General features: G+C 44.8%; 17 protein-coding genes. 3 read left to right on the top strand and 14 right to left on the bottom strand.

The window, feature by feature from the left end; all coding sequences use genetic code 11:
* Nucleotides 1-185 precede the first annotated feature (185 nt).
* The 8 genes from fdx to B4240_RS09600 all read right to left on the bottom strand — a co-directional run bounded on the left by fdx (nt 186) and on the right by B4240_RS09600 (nt 7605).
* Nucleotides 186-524 carry an ISC system 2Fe-2S type ferredoxin gene (gene fdx / locus B4240_RS09565; RefSeq protein ID WP_296238712.1) on the bottom strand — a complete coding sequence of 113 codons (339 nt, stop codon included), beginning with the start codon at nt 522-524 and terminating at the stop codon, nt 186-188.
* A gap of 114 nt (nt 525-638) precedes the next feature.
* A complete protein-coding gene (gene hscA, locus B4240_RS09570) occupies nt 639-2516 on the bottom strand; it encodes a Fe-S protein assembly chaperone HscA (protein ID WP_296238714.1) in 1878 nt (625 codons plus the stop codon).
* Between the two features lie 291 nt (nt 2517-2807).
* Nucleotides 2808-3398 (bottom strand): Fe-S protein assembly co-chaperone HscB, encoded by a 591-nt coding sequence (gene hscB / locus B4240_RS09575; protein ID WP_296238716.1) that lies wholly within the window; start codon nt 3396-3398, stop codon nt 2808-2810.
* A gap of 211 nt (nt 3399-3609) precedes the next feature.
* Nucleotides 3610-3930, bottom strand: coding sequence for an iron-sulfur cluster assembly protein IscA (gene iscA / locus B4240_RS09580; protein ID WP_068404485.1), 321 nt, complete (start codon nt 3928-3930; stop codon nt 3610-3612).
* 233 nt (nt 3931-4163) lie between these two features.
* Nucleotides 4164-4574, bottom strand: coding sequence for a Fe-S cluster assembly scaffold IscU (gene iscU, locus B4240_RS09585; protein ID WP_296238718.1), 411 nt, complete (start codon nt 4572-4574; stop codon nt 4164-4166).
* 241 nt (nt 4575-4815) lie between these two features.
* Nucleotides 4816-6042 (bottom strand): IscS subfamily cysteine desulfurase, encoded by a 1227-nt coding sequence (locus B4240_RS09590; RefSeq protein WP_296238720.1) that lies wholly within the window; start codon nt 6040-6042, stop codon nt 4816-4818.
* The gene (locus B4240_RS09595; protein ID WP_296238722.1) at nt 6039-6551 is read right to left on the bottom strand and encodes an Rrf2 family transcriptional regulator; all 513 of its coding nucleotides are present in this window, start codon (nt 6549-6551) and stop codon (nt 6039-6041) included. The genes B4240_RS09590 and B4240_RS09595 overlap by 4 nt, the downstream gene beginning before the upstream one ends.
* A gap of 406 nt (nt 6552-6957) precedes the next feature.
* Complete coding sequence (locus B4240_RS09600; RefSeq protein ID WP_296238723.1) at nt 6958-7605, bottom strand: hypothetical protein; 648 nt, start codon at nt 7603-7605, stop codon at nt 6958-6960.
* A 549-nt stretch (nt 7606-8154) separates the two neighbouring features.
* Here B4240_RS09600 and B4240_RS09605 point away from each other — a divergent pair.
* The gene (locus tag B4240_RS09605) at nt 8155-8466 is read left to right on the top strand and encodes an HU family DNA-binding protein (protein WP_223808465.1); all 312 of its coding nucleotides are present in this window, start codon (nt 8155-8157) and stop codon (nt 8464-8466) included.
* 460 nt (nt 8467-8926) lie between these two features.
* Nucleotides 8927-10801: a SurA N-terminal domain-containing protein gene (locus B4240_RS09610; protein ID WP_296238726.1), complete on the top strand. Its 1875-nt coding sequence runs from the start codon at nt 8927-8929 to the stop codon at nt 10799-10801.
* Between the two features lie 151 nt (nt 10802-10952).
* Here the strand turns inward: B4240_RS09610 and purH are convergent, their stop codons facing one another.
* From purH to mrcB, 6 genes are all read right to left on the bottom strand, one after another.
* A complete protein-coding gene (gene purH, locus B4240_RS09615; protein WP_296238728.1) occupies nt 10953-12533 on the bottom strand; it encodes a bifunctional phosphoribosylaminoimidazolecarboxamide formyltransferase/IMP cyclohydrolase in 1581 nt (526 codons plus the stop codon).
* A 241-nt stretch (nt 12534-12774) separates the two neighbouring features.
* Complete coding sequence (gene fis, locus B4240_RS09620; protein ID WP_296238730.1) at nt 12775-13134, bottom strand: DNA-binding transcriptional regulator Fis; 360 nt, start codon at nt 13132-13134, stop codon at nt 12775-12777.
* A 281-nt stretch (nt 13135-13415) separates the two neighbouring features.
* Entirely contained in the window at nt 13416-14732 is a 1317-nt protein-coding gene (locus B4240_RS09625) for a DUF3426 domain-containing protein (protein WP_296238732.1), read from the bottom strand.
* A 195-nt stretch (nt 14733-14927) separates the two neighbouring features.
* Entirely contained in the window at nt 14928-15854 is a 927-nt protein-coding gene (gene prmA, locus B4240_RS09630) for a 50S ribosomal protein L11 methyltransferase (protein ID WP_296238734.1), read from the bottom strand.
* Nucleotides 15855-15983: 129 nt separating this feature from the next.
* Nucleotides 15984-16805: a tetratricopeptide repeat protein gene (locus tag B4240_RS09635; protein WP_296238735.1), complete on the bottom strand. Its 822-nt coding sequence runs from the start codon at nt 16803-16805 to the stop codon at nt 15984-15986.
* A gap of 30 nt (nt 16806-16835) precedes the next feature.
* Entirely contained in the window at nt 16836-19322 is a 2487-nt protein-coding gene (gene mrcB / locus B4240_RS09640) for a penicillin-binding protein 1B (RefSeq protein WP_296238736.1), read from the bottom strand.
* A gap of 581 nt (nt 19323-19903) precedes the next feature.
* Between mrcB and B4240_RS09645 the strand changes: the two genes are divergently transcribed.
* Nucleotides 19904-22729 (top strand): heavy metal translocating P-type ATPase, encoded by a 2826-nt coding sequence (locus tag B4240_RS09645; RefSeq protein WP_296238738.1) that lies wholly within the window; start codon nt 19904-19906, stop codon nt 22727-22729.
* The last annotated feature ends 88 nt before the right edge of the window (nt 22730-22817 follow it).

The raw sequence follows: 22817 nt of genomic DNA on the forward strand, positions 1-22817 counted from the left end.
ATATTTTGGGTTTGGTATTAAGTAGGATTGATAGTGATTTGAGCGCATTTATAGAAGATAAATATTTAAAAAATGCGAGCTAAACTTGCGCGTAGAGTTTTGTTTTATCAATTAAAAAAGCCAGTTATGATAAATAACTGGCTTTTTAACATAACTGCAACATCATAAAACGTGCTACTTCAATATTAATGATTTTCTTTAGCATGGTTTAGCGTATATTTAGGAATCTCGATGGTTAAGTCGTTATCTTCAAGCATCACTTGACACGATAGGCGTGAGTCAGGCTCCAAGCCCCAAGCGCGATCCAGTAGGTCAGCTTCGATATCATCCATTTCATCTAAGGTGTTAAAGCCTTTACGTACCACGACATGGCAAGTGGTACAGGCTTTTGACATCTCACAAGCATGTTCAATCTTGATGCCTTTTTCAAGTAGCGCTTTACATAAGTTTTTGCCCGATTTTAGCTCGACTTCGGTGCCTTCTGGGCAGATTTCATGATGAGGTAATATTGTAATTTTTGGCATAAGTTGTTTATCCGCTGCTAATCAATTAAAAAATAAAAAGGGTCAACCTAGTACGGCTGCTAAGTGAGTGTCTTAAGCGCATAGCGTATACATGGTATTTATAAATGCCATCTGCTACCAATCTTGCGCACTGGTGCCTGACATGCTGGCTTTTACGCTTTGATTCATAATACGCGCTGCAAAAGCATCACTGTGCGGCTTGAGCTTAGCTTGCGCGTCTTCGATAACGGCTAAATCGTCCGTGCTAAGCGCCGTTTGTAGGGCTTGCATACTTTCGGTCAATGACTGCTGCTCTTCAGGTGAGATTAGCGTAGCAAACTCGTTAAGCGCCGACTGTAGCGCCAATAATTCACGTTCCGCTTCTACTTTGGTTTCGATTAAAGAGCGCGCATTTTTGTCTTCTTCCGCGTATTTAAAGCCTGCGATTAATAGTTGCTCTTTTTGCTCATCAGACAGACCATAAGAGGGCACAATCTCAATCTTACTTTCGGTCTTAGTGGTTGTTTCTTGCGCACTGACAGTCAGCTGGCCATTGGCATCAATACTAAAGGTCACTTCAATACGGGCAAAGCCTGCTTTCATAGGCGGTATGCCGTATAGCTCAAAGCGCCCAAGTGAACGGCAGTTCTCGACTGTCTCACGCTCGCCTTGTACCACGTGAATGACCATGCCCGTCTGACCATCTTGATAAGTGGTAAAGACTTGGCGTTTCTTAACTGGAATAGGGGTGTTACGCGGTATTAGGACTTCAACTAAGCCCCCCATAGTTTCAAGACCAAGCGATAGAGGCGTCACATCAAGCAGTAATAAGCTGTTATCACTGTCACCATTGACCAATTGGTGTGCGGTTTGGGCAGCGCCTAAGGCCACGACTTCATCGGGATTTAAGCGGCAAAGTGGCTCTCTTGCAAAAAAATCTGCGACTACTTGTTGAATCGCAGGCATACGTGTCGAGCCACCAACCAAAATGACTTCATTTAAATCGGCGGCAGACAACTTGGCATCACGTAGCACTTGCTCGCAGACGCTTAATGTACGGCGGCTAACAGGCTCTGCAATGCTCATCAAATCTTCGCGGCGCAGCACGCCTTGATAAGATTGTTCATTGACGACAATATCGATATCAACTTGTTCAGCATCGGTCAATGCTTGTTTATAGCTTTTTGCTTGTTGAGCAAGGATGGATTTGTCGTGCAGGCTCACATCTTTAGGGTCGATATTTAATTGCTTAATCAGCCAGTTGGTCAATAAACGGTCAATATCATCGCCGCCAAGGGCACTATTGCCGCCCGTTGCCAGCACTTCAAACACGCCATCACTGAGCTTTAAAATAGACACATCAAAGGTACCACCGCCTAAATCATAGATTAGGTAGTAGTTCTCACTCTTGTCATCGCTAGGCTGATCAAGACCGTAGGCAACGGCGGCAGCGGTAGGTTCATTTAATAAACGCAAAACGTTAATACCAGCAGCTTGCGCCGCATCTTTGGTGGCTTGACGCTGCGCTTCATCAAAATAGGCGGGCACAGTAATCACCGCACCTTGAATGCTATCATTAGGCAAGGCGCTTGCGGCACGTTGTTCAAGCGCGGCCAAAATACGCGCTGACACTTCAACAGGGGACACTTCACCTTGTGCCGTTACAAACGCTGGCATGGCATCTTTACTGCCACTTAACTCATAGGGATGGGAGAATTTAATATCTGCTTGGCTACGACCCATAAAGCGCTTAGCCGAGACGATGGTATTTTTTGGATCATCTGCTAAGTGGGCAAGGGCATCATAGCCAACCAAAGGCTTACCCGTACTTGGATAATAGACCACCGACGGCAGCAAGGTGTCAGTCGTGGTACCTGCCTGCAAAACTTGCGCCTTGCCTGAGCGTACCACAGCGACCAATGAGCGCGTCGTACCAAGGTCAATTCCTAGGCCAAAACGATGTTGGTGAGGTTGGGCACTTTGATTGGGTTCGGCAATTTGCAATAAAGACATAAGAAAACTCAAAGATAAAATGAATTAAGTAAAATGGAACAAATATGACATAGCAGCGATTACCGTTTAATGGTTGTGCTATTAATAGTCAAAAATCTAATAATCAAAAATCGACCAGTAAGCAAAAACAGTCGTTTAAAAATATATGGATTTAGCAAGCCATGGTAAAAACAGCAAAAATGACAAAAGGCATTTAACATTTGCAATTATACGGGATAGTGGCGCCTGTTTTAACCACACCATATATAAACTTATCTCTTATACAGTTAATAAGCGCTAGCATAGAGGACTCTAAACGTATAAATCATCGTCGTCTAAATGCGCAGCAGAGGCGACTTCATCAAGACCTGCGGTCACATCGGCATCCAGTTTCACTAAGAATTTTAATTTTTGCGTGGCATCAATCGCTATTTGCCAATCTTGGCTTTGGTAAGCGCTATCAAAGCGCTCAGATTGCTTATTTAAACGCTCGGTAATCTGCGGATGGAGTTGTTTCAATGCTGTCAGCTCTTTGCCTTCAATCGCCTCATCCAAATCCATACGCATTTGCATGGCATCTTCTAAGAAGTCCAAATCAGCAATGGAGTGCTCTAAATTTTGCGCTTGACCAGCGATATCTAATAAATAACTGGCCCGGCTATCGGGCGCACTCAGCGTTTGATAAGCTTGGTTGATAAGCGCCGAAGCTTGCTCTGATTGCTGCTTGGCTTGTGCGCTATCCGCGGCATTTTTTGTATCCGCGACAAGGTTGTCTGGATGATAGCGTTTTTGTAGCAGGCGCAGCTGTTGATCAAGGCGCTCTTGATTGACCGCAAATTGTACAGGTTGTTCAAATAGGGCAAAGAAGTTATCAAACTCTGCTTCTGGCGTGATGTCTGTCATATCGTCTGCCTTCGTTTTTATTTATTATTTTAAGGTTATTCGTATTTTAGCGGCATAATCTTAGTGGCATAGATTTTGGTGCTCATTTCTAATGGCTCATTTTTAAAAGCGCCTTTTCAACCGTTTATCTTTGATAACCCATTTAAAAAAGCCAGTTTTAAGCGCAGATGAACTGAATATCAATCGTTTAACGCCATCTTGCTTAAGCCTGTTATACCGTAAACGACTCACCGCAGCCGCATTCACCTTTTTGATTGGGATTGGTGAATTTAAAACCTTCATTCAGGCCTTCTTTTTCATAATCCATCACCAGGCCATCTAAATAGACCAAGCTTTTTGGATCGATAAAGATATTCACGCCACGGCTTTCATAACGGGTATCGTTTTCGTCAGGCGTGTCAACAAACTCTAAGACATAAGCCAACCCTGAACAGCCGGCTGTACGGATACCTACGCGGATGCCTTCACCTTTGCCGCGGTTGTCCAAAAAATCTTGAACATGCTGAGCGGCGCGTTCTGTCATTTCAATCATGCCAACTCCCATTGACTATCAATAATTAAGATATTAATTGCGGCAAAAGTGTCTTTTATCAACACTACTACCAATAAAGCGTCAAAAAATAAATAAAAGGTGACAATTACATGAGCGTTATTGTCACCTTATGGGCGTTAGTAGCTTCTAACGTCGTACTGCTCATGTTTTTTTAAACTGCTAAACTGCTACTAGTGCCCTTGCATAAATAAGCGCATACGCTCTATGTTGACTTAGCTGGTTGCTTCTTCAGTTACCGCAGCCGTGCCGTGCTTACCTTTATAGTCGCTAATCGCGGCTTTAATGGCGTCTTCTGCAAGCACAGAGCAATGCACTTTTACTGGTGGCAATGCCAATTCTTCAGCAATGTCCATGTTTTTAATCTCGCCAGCTTGATCCAAGCTTTTGCCTTTTAGCCACTCGGTGACAAGCGAGCTTGAGGCAATTGCTGAGCCGCAGCCATAAGTCTTAAAGCGTGCATCTTCGATGATGCCGTTATCATCGACTTGGATTTGCAGGCGCATCACATCGCCACAGGCGGGAGCGCCAACCATACCCGTACCAACGTTTTTGGCATTTTTGTCAAGGTTACCAACGTTGCGTGGGTTTTCGTAATGATCAATAACTTGGTCACTATAAGCCATGAGTTTTTCTCCTAGTTAGATGATGAGTAGTCATTTAAACGATTAAATTATATAAATAACTTCTTAAATAAGTAACTTACTACGTTTAAATGTCGCTCTACTCATCGATAATTGGGGTCAAACACGTATTATAAAAACTGTATTTATAAATGTCTGATGAATTGTTTGGTTTAATGGTTATATCTGGTAATCATTAAACCTTTTAACTATTAATAACTACTAAAAATTTTACTAATTAATACTAATGCTCAGACCACTCTACCGAATCTAAATCAACGCCTTCTTGATACATATCCCAAAGTGGCGATAGGGCGCGTAATTTTTCTACCGCTTCATGCATCTGTTTTACTACGGTATCGATATCTTCTTCGGTGGTATAACGACCAAAGCTAAAGCGGATTGAGCTATGGGCCAACTCATCTGGGCGACCGATAGCACGTAGTACATACGATGGCTCAAGCGTTGCTGAAGTACAGGCTGAACCTGAAGAAACGGCCAAGTCCTTTAGCGACATCATGAGTGACTCGCCTTCAACAAAGTTAAAGCTGATATTAATAATATTAGGCACGCTGTTTTCTAAATCACCGTTTAGATAAATCTCTTCGATATCTTGTAGGCCGTCCCACAGTTTTTGGCGTAATTTTGCCACGTGGGCATGGTCTTCTTCGTAACGCTCGCTGGCTAGTGCAAACGCGGCACCAAGACCAACGATTTGATGCGTCGGTAGTGTACCTGAACGCATACCGCGCTCGTGACCACCGCCGTGCTGCTCAGCTTTTAGACGAATACGAGGTTTACGGCGGACAAATAGGGCACCGATACCTTTAGGGCCATACGCTTTGTGACCTGAGAAGCTCATCAAGTCAATTTTCATCTCTTCAAGATTGACGGGTATTTTACCAACAGATTGCGCACCATCGACGTGGAAGATAACGCCAGCTTCACGAGTAATCTCGCCGATTGCAGCCACATCGGTAATAGTACCAAGCTCATTATTGACTATCATGAGTGATACTAAAATCGTGTCTTCACGTAGCGCTTCTTTAACTTGCTCTGGCAAAATCAAACCCGTACCAGGCTGCGGCTCAAGATAAGTAATCTCAAAACCTTCTTGCTCAAGCTCACGGCAGGTATCTAAAACGGCTTTGTGCTCAATTTTACTGGTAATGATATGTTTGCCGCGAGACTGATAAAAGTGCGCTGCGCCCTTGATGGCCAAGTTATCCGACTCTGTTGCACCCGAGGTAAAGACGATTTCGCGCGGATCTGCGTGAATCGCTTCCGCGACTTGCTGACGAGCCGTTTCTACCGCTTCTTCTGCTTGCCAGCCGTAGCCATGCGAGCGTGAGGCAGGGTTACCAAATATGCCATCTACTGTCAGATATTCGCTCATCTTGGCCGCGACTGACTTAGCAACTGGCGTAGTGGCGGCATAATCTAAGTATATAAGGTTGTTATGTTGGCTCATGCTGGGTTTGCCTCGCTGGTCGATAGGGTAATAGTATTGATGTCTTTTGTAGAAATGTCGTTTGGAAACGCAATGTGCTGACGGTCAGAGACTGACTGCACGTGTTCCATGTTTAATAATTGCGCTAATGTTATATTTTTCAAGTATTGCTCAACATGATTGGATAGCGCGCACCATAAATCATGCGTTAGGCACATTGTACCACTTTGGCAGTCGCCGCGTCCGCCGCACTGCATCGCATCGACAGATTCATCAACGGCAGAAATAATGCTCATCACATCAATCTCGTCAAGCGGTTTGGCTAAGTGATAACCGCCTGCTGCGCCGCGGATACTGGTGACTAAACCGCGCTTACGAAGTTTGGAAAATAACTGTTCCAGATAAGAGATAGATATCGATTGCCGCTTAGCAATGTCAGATAAAGAGACGGCGCTGTCTTGTTGGCTGGTTTGCAAGGCCAAATCAAGTAAAGCGGTCACGGCGTATCTGCCTCGAGTAGTCAAACGCATGTGTTATCTCCAATCCTTTTAATGATAAATTTATTTAACAACGATCTTAGTCTTGTCGTATTTTTAGGAAAATCATCTATCGACTAAATGGTGTCTTGTCGCTATTAAACAGCAGATGGTTTACCCGATGTGTGCAACGATAGGGTTATTATACGCAATCCTGAGTAATTTAGTCAAGATTAAAGTGTGGTTGAATGGTGAGTGCTGCTTATCACTATGATTGATAAAAACAATGATAGTTAAAAGCAGTGATAGCTAAAAGGTAAAGGAAAGCGAGGATAATAGGTGCGCAATAAAAAAGCGTTTAATAGGCCTGAGGCATATTAAACGCGATAAAAACAAGAAATTTTTAAAATTAAAACACAACCTAGCAGCCGTAGGTGCTTATAAATTACATAACTATAAATTAGGTCATAATAAATAAGGCAATGATGGCGGCAATGGCGATGACAGTAGCTATTATGGTGGTGATGATAAACGTTTTTTGCTTACTTTGTAATTCTTTAACCGTCGTTTCAAGCTCGCGGTTTTTAATGGTCAAGGTGTTAATTTGAGTTTGCTGCTCTTTAATACGCAGCTTATAACTCTCCTTTTTCTCCGCCATTTCCGCTTCAGTAGGTTTGGGCTTGTTTTTGCCGCCCTTAATCTTTTTAATCAACCCTTGGATGAGGCTACCAAGACCAAGCTGCATTATAAACTGCTTGACCAGCTGTACTTGCACAGACTCACCGCGCATTTGCAGCTTTTCAGTCGACTCAGCATCGTGAGTAGTAATGGCATTAATCACTTGAATGCTATAAGCGTTGATAATAACGTCAGGCTCACTCCGGCCAACAGGCAGCCTATCATCCAATAAAACACCCTTGGTACTAAAGGTAGCAAACACCTCCACATGGGGCAGATATAACCTAAGTGCGACGACAGTGCCTTGTTTGGCAAGTGGATAAGCGGCTTTACGGAGCTCTGGGTCTAAACGTAACAGCAGAGTCAGCGCCGACTCGATAAACACCAATATGATATTAAGAAAAGAGTGAGACAACGTAGAACGCTTCATGTAAATAATCCGTTTTTATTGTTTAAGTTAAAGATAAAAGAACAAGCAAGGATCAAAATCGACCCAAAATGTACAATACAATTGCGCTTATAGTAACGTCTTTAGCATAAAAAGTAACGCGCGTTTCTGTCAGTTAAAAATTATTACCTTACAATTTGTCGGCTCATAAAGACACTGGTATTTATGACTGACGATGTACTAGTCTGGTGACCGACGATGTACTAATCTGGCTTAAAAGTTAGTTTTAGCATGTAAACTGGAATTAGAACAGTCGAGTTATAGAACCAAAATCTGCCATAAAGTCATGGGAAAATTTGGTTTAGAGATTGCTAAACTCTCTTAGTTAAAGTAGCGATTTTGCAGAAAATTTGCAGCAGTTTTAAGTAACATTGAGTGTCAAATACGTAGTAGAGTGCACAAAAATATGTAAAATCGCTTGCGCTCCTTATGCGGCCTTGATATAAAGACGTTAACAAAGCGAGACCTGTTTATGCGTAAGTCAGGTGGTTTTTATTGCTTAACGACTCTGAGAGCGATACAATACCTGGCGTGAGCGTTTTTTACCCCCTAAAACTTGAAGGAAATTTTATGAATAAGTCAGAATTAATTGATAGCATCGCCGAAAAAAGTGGTCTAAATAAAACTCAAGCTGGCGAAGCTTTGAATGCAGTCATGGAAAGTGTTGGTGAAGCTCTAGAAGCGGGCGATAGCATCTCATTGGTAGGTTTTGGTACTTTTAGCGTAAAAGACCGTAAAGCGCGTACTGGCCGTAACCCTAAGACTGGTGAAGAACTTAGCATCCCAGCAAGCAAAGTACCAAGCTTTAAAGCCGGTAAAAACTTAAAAGAGCGTTTAAACTAAGCCGCTTTGTTAAAGCCATCTTCTTGTTTCAGCTGTTTTATAGTAGGCAGATGCTCGTTGACGACGTGATACACGAATAAAAACAGCGTTTGTTGGCAGTAAATACATAGATGGCAGCTCATGGTTTAATAGATGATTTAAGCTATGAGAGTAGTAGCAAAAAGCACCTAAAAATTAGGTGCTTTTTTTAGTGCTAGGGTTTATAGCACTTAGTCTCAATAGTAGCGTGAATATTTTGAGTCTGCATTAAAAATCACGTATCATAGGGCGCGCGATAGATGTGTTGTATAAACAAAGGTTTTCAATAAATATTATTATGAGTTTCATCAATAAGCCTTGTTTTACAGCGATAAAATGCACACGTTCTTCTTCTTACCATTGCCTGCTTATACAGCGTTGATATTATTAATAGTATTACAATGGTCTTTCATCAATATAGGTTAATAAAGCAGAGATAACTATGGATAAATTGCGCGATTTCTTAAAAAGCTGGCCGGGTCGCATTTTATTGATTTTATGCCTATCGCCGCTCGCTCTATTGGGTGTCGAAAGCTACTTTGGCGGCGGGGTCGATCCCAACCAAATCGCTCAGGTAGGGGACGCAAGCGTGGGACTGTCCGAGTATCAAACTGCCGTCAATAACCGCCGCAGCGAGCTTTTAGAGCAAGTTGAGGATGCCAGTTTATTAAATGAAGATGTGCTACACGAGCAGGTTTTAAAAGGATTGATTGACCGCACTTTATTGGAGCAGCAAGCTGGCAAGCTTGGCATGACCGTCTCTGATGACACCATAAATCGTTTGCTACGCCAAGAAGAAATCTTTAAAGATGCAGAAGGCAACTTTTCGAACGAGCAGTTTGCAAACTTTTTACGTCAGCGCAATATGACAAAAAACCAGTTGTTTGCAGAGTTTCGTAATCAGTTAAGTCTCGACCAGCTCAATGCCAGCATCGTAGGTACGGCAGTTTATCCAATGCAAGCGGTCAGTCAATTGATTGATTTGCAGCTAGAGTCGCGCAATATTTGGCTGCATCGTTTTAATTGGCAGGATTATGCTGAGCAAGTGCAAGTGAGTAAGGGTGATATACAAGCCTACTATGATGCCAATAAAGACAAGCTAAAAAGCGCTGCCATGGTAGATTTGGCTTATCTGCAATTGAACCCGCAGGCGATTGAAGTGGGTGAAGTAACCCAAGAAGATTTGCAGCAGCAATATGAAGCTTATAAACAAAGTCTTGCTGTGGTTGATGAGCGTAAACTCAGTCAAATCTTGCTAACCGGTAAAGACGCCAAAGCGCGCGCAGACAAGATTAAAGCCCGCCTTGCTAAAGGTGAGTCATTTGCCAAGCTGGCTAAAACGGAGTCTGATGACCCGTCAGGAGAAACAGGCGGCGCTATCGGTAGCTTTAATCCCTCAGTATTTGGTAATGACGCTGCAGCCGTTGAGCAAGCCCTTGCAGGTTTAAGCGTTGGTGATGTCAGCGACCCTGTAAAAACCAGCTTTGGCTATCAGATATTTACCGTGACCGAGGATAATGGTAGCAAGATACCAAGTTTAGAAAGTATGCGCGAAGAATTAACGACTAAAGCCAAAGAGTATAAACGTCAGGAAATGTATGCCGATAAAGTCACGGCAATTAACGACTTAGCGGCAGATGGCTTTAGTATCGAAGACATCGCGCAGCAAGAAAATGTGCCATTAAAGCGTATCAAAGATTACTGTAAAGTAAATAACACCTCTGTTTTGGCACAGCCTGCAGTGATTAAGCAAGCGTTTGATGAATTTACCATTCAAGACCAAGCAGTGACCGCGGGAATTGAGGTCGGTAATGGTACGGTATGGGTACAACCAAGCAATTATCGTCCAACAAAGACCTTATCTTTGGCAGCAGCGACGCCAAGAATTACGCAAATATTGCGTCAACAAAAAGCCACCGCACTGGCATTACAAGAAGCGAAAAAACTAGCGGCTACTATTAAAACGCCTGCTGACATTGCTAAGCAGCCCGTTAAGCTGCAAGCTTTAGGCGAAGTGAGCCGTCAGACCACGCAATTGAGCGAAAAAGAGCGAGGCTTGGCCTTTAGTAAGCAAGCCGCCGCCAATGGCGTCGTAGCAGTGGCAAGCGAGACTGAAACGGGTGCGACGTTATTGGTCGGTGATCGCATCAAGACAGAGCAGCAATCACCCTTATCTGATGCCCAGAGAGCGCAAACTGCCGCCATTATCCGTGATAATTTGGGGCAAGATCAGTTGCAAGATTATCTAGATTATCTGCGTATGGTGTATAAAGTTGAGATTAACGAAGCCAATATGGCCAATGCGCAAGGACGTTAAGCAAGCTATAGGCGCTTGTTACACGTTTTGTCTGTATAGTTTTATTAACTCTTAAATAAAAAAGCCACTATCAATAGTGGCTTTTTTTATGCAATGCGATTTTTATTTACTCTTAACGCTTTTATCTTAACAGCATTATTGTAACCGCTGCTTAATGGCGGAAGTGACGCATACCCGTGAAGACCATGGCGATGCCATGCTCGTTGGCGGCAGCAATTGTTTCGTCATCACGCATAGAACCGCCTGGCTGAATGATAGCCGCAATACCGACTTCGGCTGCGTTATCAATGCCATCACGGAACGGGAAGAATGCATCAGATGCCATTACCGCCCCTTCTGTGGCAAGACCGGCGTGCTCAGCTTTGATGGCAGCGATACGCGCTGAATTTACGCGGCTCATCTGGCCGGCACCAATACCGATAGTGCGCTGACCTTTGGCATAAACAATCGCGTTAGATTTAACGTATTTAGCGACGTTCCAGCTAAATAGCAAATCAGCAATTTGCGCTTCTGTTGGTTGTACGTCGGTGACGATTTTTAAATCATTGGCGGTAATGAGGCCCAAATCTTGCTCTTGTACCAATAAACCACCATTGACGCGCTTATAATCAAGCTGGCTGTCGCGCTGCTCAGGCGTTGGTAACTCACCGCAAATCAAGACGCGCACGTTTTTCTTAGCGGCAGTTGCTTCCAAAACGCCATTTTCAATACTTGGCGCAATGATGACTTCGACAAATTGATTGTCAATAATGGCTTTGGCAGTAGCAACGGTAAGCTCGCGGTTAAAGGCGATAATACCGCCAAAAGATGACTCAGGATCGGTACTAAAGGCTGTGCGATAAGCAGCGACTTGATCGCTATCAACGGCGACACCGCAAGGATTGGCGTGTTTTACAATCACGCAAGCGGGCGCGTTAAAGGCTTTGACGCACTCAAGCGCGGCATCGGTATCAGCAATATTGTTATAAGACAGCTCTTTACCTTGCAGTTGCTGCGCGGTTGCAATAGACGCTTGCTTGCTTTTTAACGCGTGGTTTTCGACATAAAAAGCTGCATTTTGGTGGGGGTTTTCGCCGTAGCGCAGGTCTTGTGCTTTTGCAAGCTGGACGTTAAAGGTACGCGGGAAATGCTCAGGCGTTTGGTTTTCATTAATACGGCTGCCCAAGAAGTTGGCAATCATACCATCGTATTGCGCCGTGTGTTCAAAGGCTTTAACCGCTAAATCGTAGCGTAAAGCATTGGTCAGCTTCGTGCCTTCACCCAAAGCTTCGAGTACACGCGTATAATCGGCGGGGTCGGTCACAATACCAACATGGGCGTGGTTTTTTGCTGCCGAACGCACCATGGTAGGGCCGCCGATATCGATATTTTCGATGGCATCGTTCATGGTCACGTCGGGACGCGCAATGGTTTCTGCAAACGGATAAAGGTTAACGACGACCAAATCGATGCGCTCAATGGCGTGCTCACTCATCACCGCGTCATCGGTACCACGGCGTCCTAAAATACCTCCATGAATTTTGGGATGCAGCGTTTTTACGCGGCCATCCATCATTTCAGGAAAACCCGTGTAATCTGATACTTCGGTGACGGCGACATTGTTTTCAGTCAGCAAGCGGTAAGTACCACCCGTTGATAATAAGCCAAAACCTGCTTTAAGCAGACCTTGCGCGAATTCAACGATATTGGATTTGTCGGAAACCGATAGTAGGGCAAGCGGAGTTGTACTCATAAAAAAAGTTCCATAAAAAAAGCCTGACGTAAACGTCTGGCAAGGTAACAATGACAAGCAGTAAAGAGCATATCGCGATTGATAAGATCATAAACTATAAACGTGCCATACAATTGAATGTCAGTTAGGAGTAGTGATAAAGGTAGTGAGTGTTATATTTAATGAGTGCTATATTTGACGTTATTAAACAAAAGCAGGCGGCTTAAACATGAAGCCGTTAGGTTATACGTTAAGCCATAATCTACATTAAACCATAAATTTTGAGCTTTTTGCGTAGCGTACCGCGATTAAGACCTAACATTTGCGCGCACTTGGTTTGGTTGCCGCGGCTTTTTTCAAGCACGACCGATAACAATGGCTGCTCTACCTCTTTTAAAATAAGCTCATACAAGTCCGTTGGCATCTCATCATCTAACAGCGCAAAATACTGCCGCACCACGCGTTCCACGTGCACCCGCAAAGGTTCGTGGGCATGAAGGTTGTTGTCTAAAGAAGACTCTACCTGATGAATGGAGCGATGGCAGCCCTCTTTATCATAATCAGCAGGATTCTCAGCATTTTTGGCAAAATGAGTGGCATTATATGGTGCATTCGGTGCCATAAGATAATGTCCTTAAGCGTAAAGCGTAAACCATCAGGCGTTTGAGCGCTATTATAACAAAGTCATCGCCTAACAGAGCAACAGATTGGGCATTGCCCTATTATTACTTTAGGCTTGACGTTATTTATTGCTATTCATTACTGCGGACTTAAAGCGTTTAGGGTAAATGTGATTGGATAATAGAACTTTTTAATAAATGGTGCTTTTAATAAATAGTACTTTTAATAAGTGACACTTTTAATAAATGTGCTTCTAATATATGGTATTTCACAACGCCTATTTTAATAAATAGGCTCGGCGCTGACTTTGCTGATTTGAGTATTGGCGACTGGAACGGTAAATAATAGCTGCTTGCGACTTGAAGCGCCCAATTGGCTTTGCGTGCTTAATAGATAGTCTTGCGGTGCCGCAATAAATTCGCCGATCAGTGCACTATCACCATAAACACTGACTTTCACGTTTGGAAGGAGCTGTGCTTGCGCGCTTTGATTGTTTAAAGTGACGCTGATATCGCTAAAGGTATTGGCAGGCTGAATGCGACTGGGTTGATGTCCAATATCGCTTGTACTCAACGCGGCCAAATTGGCGCTAGGTAGACTACAAGCAGCGATAGTACACAGTGTCTGTAAGTGCGCTGCATGGGCAGGGTTTTTAACCAAGTTATCTAGGTTAAAAATAACATACTGCGCAAAAAGTAGCAGCGCTAAGACCAGACAACCAAGTGTCCATAGCAAGGAAGCTATCGAGCGCTTAGCAGGCGTCGGGGCAAACTTGGCTTGGGCTTGCTGCCTTTTAAGGCGCGCGGCCTGCGTGTTGTCTTCGTCTTTAATAGAAACGCCCATACTGGCGAGCAGCGTTGCTAAATCTGTGTCTTTTCTTGGACTATGGCCGTCTTCGTTTTGATTTTGTTCTTTGAGCAATTTTTCAAGCCAAGATTCATCGCTATTATCATCGATACTGGCGTGAATATCATTAGCTGCCGCTGAGCTTAGGGCAACTTGGGCAGCTGATGGCGACTCTCTTAAAAGAGTATCTGTTAAAGACGGGTTTTCTACTGAGTTAACAGCTGCATGTGTCGTTTTATTTAACTGTGCTGACGTACTTTTCGCCAGTTTATCCTCTGTCTTTATAAGGGAGGCGGAAGTACTATCCGCTGCTTGCGTTAGCCAAGCTTCCATACTGTCTAATGAGCCGTATTCTAAATCTTCTTCTTCAAAACCTGCGATATCCATATCGTCATGAATCAACTCATCATGAATTAGAGTATCATCAGGCATATCATCATGGATAAGGATGTCGGTGTCTTCTGGTTCAGAAGTTATTATTGGTTTTGTTGTGATTTTTGATTCTGGAAAGTCTTTAGAAGTTTGTTTATTGCTAGGTATTTTAGACGTAGAGGCTGCTTTAGTTGCCTGCTCACTCATCCTATCGTCAGTAGTAGGCTCTGTATCAGCCGTGACAATAAGGTTGTTATTGACCAAAAAACTGTGCTGACAATGTTCACAGCAGACATTTGCGGTTTTTTGGTTTAACTGCGTTTTTTTGATATTAAAAATAGCATGACAATGAGGGCACTGGGTTTTGATTGGCGTAGTCATAGGGTCGAATCCAAAAAGGTATCAGTATTAATAGCGCATGTTAATACCGCATAATCACTCAGCAACCGCTGCCAGTTATTTTTATGTCATCTTTTACAGATTAGGCATCATGATCCATAGGCAACAATAGAGCAGCGTCAAATACACTACATTATTTAACTGCTCCTCTATCGTAACAGATGTAATTAAATGTTGCTAGCCTGTAAATGTACCAGATAAGCGCTGCCAATGTTGATCTTCTTGCGCGGTAAAAGCATGCTTAGGATCGAGCGCAAAGTAAGGCTGATACGCTTCGCTGACTTGTTCGGTTTGCGACTCAATGAGTCCCGCAAGCACGATACGGCTTTTTGGCGCCATTAAGGTCGCAAAATAAGGCGCTAAACCAATAAGCGGCTTGGCTAAAATATTGGCAACCATGATTTCTACGGGTTGAATGTCATTTTGTTGCCAGTAATCATTGAAGTCTTCTGGCAAAAACGCTTGCAGGCGATCATCGACGTGATTGCGTGCGGCATTTTGATTGGTCGCAAGCACGGCTTGCGGGTCAATATCAACCGCATAAACTTGGCGCGCGCCCAATAAAAGCGCAGCAATGCCTAAAATACCTGAGCCGCAGCCGTAATCAATCACGACTTTATCGCTAAGATCTTGCTCGGTCAGCCAGTCAAGACAGAGGCGGGTAGTGGCATGGTAGCCGGTACCAAAAGCCAGACCTGGATCCATGATAATATTGGTGGCGTCAGGGTTGGGCGGCGTCAGCCAGTTAGGCACAATCCATAAATTATTGGCGCACTCTATAGGCTTATAATTGGCCATCCATTCGCGCTCCCAATCCTTATCATCAACAGCGCTGACCCACGTTCGGCTAGCTTGTACTTGCGCGCCGATTTCATGGCTTAATTCCTCAAGTAATTGACGATTGCCAGCCTCTGTATTAGCGTCAAATAATCCCGTTAATATGACTTCATCCCATAAGGGCGATTCACCAGGAAGCGGCTCAAATAACGGCTGATCACCCGCGTCATCTAAAGCGATTGATAGCGCGCCAGCTTCTAATAATAGTGCCTCGGCGAGATCGACATTATCTTTTTCACACTGTAAATGCAGTTGTTGCCATGCCATAAGGGTAACCTTAATTTAAAATAAAAAATGAATTATTAAACCGGAGAAGAAAAATTAACGACTGAGTATATAAAGCCATTTTAGCGCTTATATATTCAGTCGTCATGGTAAATACTAGAGCTCGTGCTATTAACGTAGTGCCTGTCTGGCTTCTTTTATCACGCGAGCATTGCCTTGTGCTTGTCCTGATTGCAAGATGATTTGCCATAGCGCGCGGCGGCGATTGCTGTCTTGAGAAACTGTCAAACCTCGGCGGGCCATTGCTTCTGCTTTACGCGGTTGATTTTTTTTAAGTGCGACCTGTGCCAAGTAAAAATAGACCGCCGATGATTTCGGCGCGAGTCGCTGCGCGCGGGTAAAGCTGCTTTCAGCGCCACTGAGATTACCAGATTGTAATTGTCCCGTTCCCACTTGCATAAGATTGCGAAAGGCTGGCAGGTTGCTTTTATTGGCGGTACTTTGCTGACTGCGCTGCTGCGAGTTTTGCCGTGCCCGCTCCAATAATTCACTATGTGAGGGTATCGATGGTTCAGGTATCATGTAATCTTCACGAGAAGGCGTGAGGATAACGACCTCAGGCTGCGTCACTATTGGGCTTTGCGTGGGTAGCGTATTTTGCGTGGGCGGCGTATAAGGCTCAGTAGGGTACTCATAGGCATCACCCTTAACAATAGGGGCTTGCGTCGCCGCTTCTGGCTGTTTTGACGTTGATTGCTGAATGGTCGGTTGTTTAATGGTCGGTTGCTTAATGGTTGATGGCTTAGCCACTGACGGCGCCGTTTGTACAGAAGAGGTTTTAACTGCCGTCGGCGCCGTTTGGCAGGCACTTAAGCTCAGCATTCCAATAAGCGCACTCATGCTAAGCATAGTATGAATAAGCTTAGCCTGTGTTTTACACGCGGCGGTGTTAGCTTGTTTAGCTGCATCAGTTTGCTGTATAAATAATGCCATGTTAAAACCCTTTTTTAAGTTTTAAAAACGCTAGAACCATTCAACGGCGCGATTATACCAAGTATCGGCACGATTGCTTGTCTCATCCTCTTGCTCAGCATTGTCGTCTTCATCCGCATCCACGGCTTCGCCATCAGGAATGTCTAAGCCCTCACGGCGGCGCTGCTGATTGATAGCGCCTTGCTGATTTTGCCACTGTATCTGCTCACGGGCACGCTCTTGCTGATATAAACGCAGCGCACAACTACTGGCTTCATCGGGCAGATACGCTGACATAACGGGCAGGTAGCGCGCATCGGCGCAGCGCTCGTTAGATAGCTTGCCTGAATTGTTCTCAAGCCACAACCATTCAATCCCTTCAGGTTCTGGCAGGGCCACCGGGGTTAGTTTTAGACGTTTCATATAATCAACCCAGACTGGTAAAGCGCCACTACCACCGCTTAAACCAATCGGTTTATTATCATCACGGCCGACCCAAACCACGCTGACGTAGTTACCGCTGTAGCCTGCAAACCAAGCATCGCGGTAATCGTTGGTGGTACCGGTTTTACCCGCAAGATTTAAGTGGCTACCAAGCGATTGTACACGTCTGGCAGTGCCGTTTTTGACCACATCTTGCAGCGCATAGTTAATTAAAAAGTTGGTCTCAGGCGGAATACTGCGCTGGGTATTTAACCCTGTGCGCTGCAGAATACGGCCGTGATCATCAATAACGCTACGAATACTATGGATAGGCGTGCGGAACCCGCCCGTGGCAAACACTTGGTAAACCCCAAGCATGTCCATCGGGCTAAGATTGACCGAGCCTAATAAAGCCGAAGGATAAGGTGGGATTTTTTCTTTTACGCCCATACGCTGCAGCTGCTTAGCAAAGGTATTAACGCCAAATTCCATACCCAAACGCACCGCACTGTGGTTGTAAGACTGCGATAAAGCCGTGGTAAATGGCACATAACCATGGTCACGATTGTCGTAGTTTTTGGGCTTCCACTCCGTACCATCGCTAAGATTGACCGTAATTGGCGAATCATCAACCGAGCTTGCCAAATTATAGCGCCCGCTTTCAAGCGCCGTCATATAAATAATCGGCTTTAATAGCGACCCGACTTGGCGTTTGGCATCGACCGCACGGTTAAAACCGGTAAATTCACTGCCGCTACCAACCACTGAGACCAGCTCGCCCGTTTCAGGGTTAGCGCTGACTAAAGCACCTTGTAAATCCTTGGTCTTGCTACCGCGGCGGCGCAGCTCACCAAGTTTTCTCTCGACCGCTTTATCCGCTGCCAACTGCGCAATAGGATCTAAGGTACTGATGATGATTAAACCTTCATTTTTCAGGTCATCAGAATAATAGACTTTGTTCAGCTCGCGCTTAACGATGTCTAAAAAATCTGGAAACTGGCTTTTGCCCTCAACGGGTTTGTCCGCCACATCGAGTGGTTTTTCTATCGCTTCCTCGTATTCTTCTTGGCTAAGCTTACCTACCGCTAGCATATTGCTCAGCACCGTGTTACGGCGCGCTTTTGAATCGTTTGGATGACGGCGCGGGTTATAAACGCTCGGGCCTTTTGCCATACCGACCAGCAGCGCCTGTTGGTCGAGGCGCAGCTCTTTGAGCGGTTTATCAAAGTAAAATTGTGATGCCAAACCAAAACCATTGATAGAACGATTGCCGTTTTGACCCAAGTAAATCTCGTTCAAGTAGGTTTGCAAAATTTCATCTTTACTGTAGTGCAGCTCAAGTAACACCGCCATCATTGCTTCATTGGCTTTGCGTTTCATGGTGCGGTCAGAGTTGAGATAAAAGTTTTTAATCAGCTGCTGGGTGATGGTCGAGCCGCCTTGTCTAGGACCACCAGTAAAGTTGTTTATTACCGCGCGTGCAATACCGCGTATCGATACGCCTTTATGCTCATAAAACCCGCGATCTTCCGTGGCAATCAGCGCGTCAATCAGCGGCTGCGGCACTTGATCGAGTGTCACCACCATACGATCTTCATTACTGTCTGGATAAATGCCGCCGATATTAACCGGCTCAAGACGAATGATGCCTGTTTTGGCAGGCAAGGTGCTTTGTACCGATTCTATCTTATTGCCAGCAATCGTCATCTTGATGACTTGCTCTTTGTCCACGTCATTGGCGCTATACGTAAAGCCGCGCGTATGGATAAAGTAGGTATTGCCATATTTATGGTACGTACCCGTACGATCATACGCTTTGTTGCTCTGATAATTAAGCAGCTTAAGCCACGTCTTTATCGTGTCTTTATCGACATTGGCGCCTTGATATAGCTCTAAAGGCTGCGAGTAAACTTTGGCAGGAATATCCCAGCGCTTACCCTCAAACTTGTGAGTAATGGTGCGATCAAGCTTAATCAAGTACAGCGCCAATAGCACCATACCAGCGATAATGACAATTAATAAAATACCACTAAACACCATGCCGCGCTGCTGTGAAGGGAGCGTGTTGATAGCAGACTTAGGCGACTGTGGTCGCTTAGAATTAGATTTTTGCACTGATGACACACCATTTTGGGATAAAAAACTGCCTCATAATGACGCAAATTGACAAATTTTTCAATCTATCATCATCAACGCCAGCATTCATTCAGCATTTGCTAGACATTCATGCGGCGTGTTTTGGTCGTATTGAAACTCTGCGATAGAGGGTTAGGCTGCTTACGGCACCGGCTTATAGTATAATGGTTAGGCTGCTGCGTCGGTTGACGGCAAGCGTTTTTTACTAAGGCGTTTTCTCAAGCGAATGACACTTTTGACACTTTTAATAGCATTTATTGATGCCATATAAGTCTTATTCAAAGTACGAGATGAAATCACAACTCATCATTTATCTTCCCCTGTTATTTGCCCTTTGATATTTTTATCCATTTAATCAATGAGGCGTTATCGTTTTATTATTAACTTTGTTTATGCCAGCCATGCCAATATCTATGTAAAGTAGCTCTTTTAAAAACAGACGTATTAAATAGCTCTTTTACATAGGGATTGACCCTATTTGATCATAGCAAGTTTGCTCAAGGCCACTGCGTAATGTTTATCAGGCTTAGAGAAACTTGTCGAAAGGAAATAGCGCGATTATGTCCAGTATGCCCTCATCCATGCCATCAACTAACAATGGTCACTATCAAGATCTCTCTATTACTGAAGGATTGGTACTGCCGCGTGTTGGTCACTGCTTTCATTGCGGTGACCCTGTGCCAGAGCCGCCGTTTCATACCGATATCTTGGGTAAGCCGCGCGAGATGTGCTGCATGGGCTGTCAGTTGGCGTCGCAAAGCATTGTGGAGGCGGGACTTGAGCAATACTACCTTGACCGCTCGGAGATTAACCGCACGGCAAGCTTGCCCACGCAGCTGACGCGCCTTGAAGCTTACGATCACGACGAGATAAAGTCACAGTTTGTCTACGCTCAAGACGGTATGTCGGTGGCAGAATTGTCGGTCAATAACCTGCGCTGCGCCGCTTGTACGTGGCTGATTGAATCGCGACTAGACGAATTAGATGGCATCAGTCAGTGTCAGGTCAATTTAACTAACCAGCGTATGCGCGTGATTTGGGACGAAGGCAAGCTGCCAATCAGTCGTATTTTAGGCGTGATTAACGAAATCGGCTACGAAGCCAAACCCTACCGCCAAGATACGCACGAAGCCATGCTGGCGCGTCATAACAGCCAAATGCTCATCAGGCTCGGTATCGCCGCGCTCGGTTCGATGCAGGCAATGATGTATGCGGTGGCGATTTACTTTGGTGAATATAGCGACATGCTTATTTTTCAGCGTGATTTTCTGCGCTGGGTGTCGCTATTTGTCAGTACGCCGGTGTTCTTTTATGCCGGTATTCCTTTTTTTACCTCGGCGTGGTCAGCGATTCGAGCGCGGCAAGTTAATATGGATGTGCCGGTTAGTATTGCTTTAGTCGTGACTTTTTTCGCCAGTCTTTATGCAACCATCACCGGACAAGGGGAGACGTACTTTGACTCGGTCAGTATGTTTATCTTTTTCTTATTAGCAGGACGTTATATCGAGCATAATGCACGCCTAAAAGCCGCTACCATGGCGAATGACTTGGTGGTGGTTGAGCCGGTGCTGGTACAAAAAATTGCTGAAAATAAAGACGCGGCGGAGCGTATCTTGCAGCAGTTAGAACAAAACACGGTTAATAAAAACAATCTTGCTAGTGATGCTACACAAACTACCAATCCAGATAACAGTATAGCTGCTGATGAAACAAGCGTATTAGCAAAATCGATGCCTGATTTTATGCAAAGCATGGATGCCAATATTCAGCAATTGACCTCACGCATCGCCCAAGACTGGCAAGAAAAAAATCATAAGCCATTCAGTCTATCAAAAACCGAACGTGAGTCAGAAGCAAGGCAAATGGTCACCGCCCACAGTTTGCAGGTGGGCGATATCATTATGGTGGAGGCAGGTTCTGAGATTATCAGTGATGGCATTTTGCTTAGCCCAACCGCCACTGTCTCGCAAAGTTTACTAACCGGTGAGGGTGATTTAATCATCAAATCCCAAGGCGATTATATCGTTGGCGGCGCGCAAAACGACAGTCAGCCGTTTGAGATGTTGGTCACTGCATTGCCAGAAGACAGTCAAATAGGCTTGATTGATAGATTAATGAATCGGGCTATGAGCGAAAAACCCAAACTTGCCCAGCAAGCGGATAAGCTTGCACGTTGGTTTGTCGCGCGGATTTTAGTATTGTCAGTCTTGGTATTTATTGGCTGGTATATCGTTGACCCAAGCCAAGCGATTTGGGCGACGGTTGCAGTGCTGGTTGCAACTTGTCCTTGCGCGCTGTCTTTAGCAACACCGATTGCGCTGACGGTGGCGACCAATCGTTTGGCCAGTTATGGCTTTTTAACCACGCGCGGTCATACCTTACAAACCCTTGCGGAAATTACCCATGTGGCATTTGATAAAACGGGTACGCTCACTTATGGTAAGCCTAATTTATTAAATATCGAGTTATTGGCAACCAATGATAGGGCAGCTGCTAGCAATGAAGAAAAGGACAATCTATTAGCGATTGCTGCCGCGCTAGAAGTAGGCAGTCGTCATCCGATTGCTCATGCTTTACTTACCGCTGCTTATCAGTTGCATCTGCCTGCGACGCAGTCGTTGCAGTATTATCCAGCAGGCGGCGTAGAAGCGATAATTGATGGCGTACTATATCGCATTGGTCATGTTGATTTTGCTCTGGATAAAGCGAATAGAACGAATGAGGCAGATAATGGCTCTCATCAAAATAACGACTTAACCATTGATTTGGTTGCTGAGCGTGCCAGCTCGGCAGTGGTATTGTCTTGTCAGGATAGCCATTCAGCGGCATGGCACGCGCTGGCCTGTTTTTACTTTAATGATAAAGTGCGTGATAGTGCGCCGTCGATGCTTGCGTCCCTCAAAAAGTCAGGTATTGAGCCTGTGATGCTGACGGGTGACCCAAGCCCGCAGGCGCTGATAATGGCTGAAGATTTAGGCATGAATGCCGCTCATAATGGGCTGTCACCAACGGATAAAGTCAATCATATTCAAGCGCTACAAGCAAAAGGCGCAGTGGTACTGATGGTGGGCGATGGTATTAATGATGCGCCAGTATTGGCGGCGGCAGATGTGTCGACTTCGATTGCCGGCGCTGCCGATTTGGCGCAAGTGTCGAGTGACAGTATTATTCTAAATGGGCAAATTGAAGCCATTACTGCGGCAAAACGCATCGCTGATAAGACCAAACGCATTATTAAACAAAACTTGCGCTGGGCGCTTATTTATAATAGCAGTGTCCTGATACCAGCGGCTTTGGGCTACGTGCCACCTTGGCTTGCAGCGATTGGTATGTCATTAAGCTCACTGTTTGTGGTATTAAATGCGCTGCGTCTAAAACGTGCCTAGTTTAAACCAGCTTAAACCCATTTAGATAAATAAACCTTGGAAATTGCCCACAAAAAAACCGCCTTTTTGAACTGACCCCCATAAGTTG

Source organism: Psychrobacter sp. UBA5136 (assembly GCF_002414005.1).
Classification (GTDB): domain Bacteria; phylum Pseudomonadota; class Gammaproteobacteria; order Pseudomonadales; family Moraxellaceae; genus Psychrobacter.